Annotated in this window: 2 protein-coding genes and 1 pseudogene; all 3 read right to left on the bottom strand. The window is 70.7% G+C overall.

Going from position 1 to position 1,139, the window contains the following annotated elements:
- A partial coding sequence (locus IH45_RS0142600) for a GTP-binding protein (RefSeq protein WP_199810789.1) occupies positions 1 to 333 on the bottom strand: 333 nt, incomplete at its 3' end.
- A complete protein-coding gene (locus IH45_RS0142605; RefSeq protein WP_030682580.1) occupies positions 314 to 928 on the bottom strand; it encodes a DUF742 domain-containing protein in 615 nt (204 codons plus the stop codon). The genes IH45_RS0142605 and IH45_RS0142600, both read right to left, overlap by 20 nt.
- Positions 929 to 1,012: 84 nt before the next feature.
- Positions 1,013 to 1,139: pseudogene (locus IH45_RS0142610) on the bottom strand (roadblock/LC7 domain-containing protein); the annotation flags it as partial.

Below are 1,139 nucleotides of genomic sequence, written 5' to 3' on the forward strand. Positions count from 1 at the left end.
CAGGACGACGGCGCCGATGGCGCCGCGGACGAGGTCGTCCCACATGAACCAGAAGCGGTCCTGGCCGGGGGTGCCGAACAGGTACAGGATCAGGTCCTGGTCCAGCGTGATGCGGCCGAAGTCCATCGCCACGGTCGTCGTGGTCTTGTCCGGCGCGTGCGTGAGGTCGTCGATGCCGGCCGACGCCGAGGTCATCACGGCTTCGGTGCGCAGCGGGTTGATCTCTGAGACGGCCCCGACGAACGTGGTCTTGCCCACGCCGAAGCCGCCCGCCACCACGATCTTCGCGGAGGTGGTGGAGCGGGCTGCACCGCTAGAGCTTGCGAAGTCCACTGAGCACCCTTTCGAGCAGTGTCACATCTGGCTGTCCGCCGGCGGTCTCGTCCCCGCCGGGCTGATGGATGGCGACGAGTCCGGCCTCCGCCAGATCGGCGACGAGGATTCGGGCGACGCCGAGGGGGATGGAGAGGAGGGCCGAGATCTCGGCCACTGACTTGATCTCGCGGCACAGGTGGCAGATGCGCTGGTGCTCCGGCAGTTGGCCCTGCAGCCGGGCGGGGTCGGCGGTCGTGCTGACCAGCGCCTCGATGGCGAGCTGGTAGCGCGGCCGGGTCCGCCCCCCGGTCATCGCGTACGGGCGCACCAGCGGATTGGTGCCTCCCGTGGCAGCCGACGGTCCGTTCGCACGCCGCTGCTGCCGGGGCGGTGCCGGCTGGACACGCGGCGCCCGCGGCTGCTCGTACGGCGACGGCTCGTACGGCTGCCGGGAGTCGTACGGCCGCTGCTGGTACGGCTGCTGGGGTTGCTGCGGCGGCTGCTGCCGACGGCTCGGCGCGGAAGGAAAGTTGAAGCGGTTGTGCCGGTGCTCGCCCTGGGGCCCGGACTGCTGTCCGGGGCCGTACGGGTAACCGCTCGGGGGCGTTGCCACGTCTCCTCCTTCAACTTGCCAATCTGACGCCGGTCGCGCCACCGCACCCTACGGCGCGGTGGCGGGAAACGCACTGCCTGTCTGCTAGTTGAGAAGGCTGCCCTGCAGTTCCGCGCGCAGGTCGGGCGTGAGCACCGTGCCCGCGCGGTCGACCAGCAGGGCCATCTCGTAACCGACGAGGCCGATGTCGCACTCCGGGTGCGCCAGTACG

It is taken from the genome of Streptomyces rimosus subsp. rimosus, assembly GCF_000720725.1.
GTDB lineage: Bacteria > Actinomycetota > Actinomycetes > Streptomycetales > Streptomycetaceae > Streptomyces > Streptomyces rimosus_A.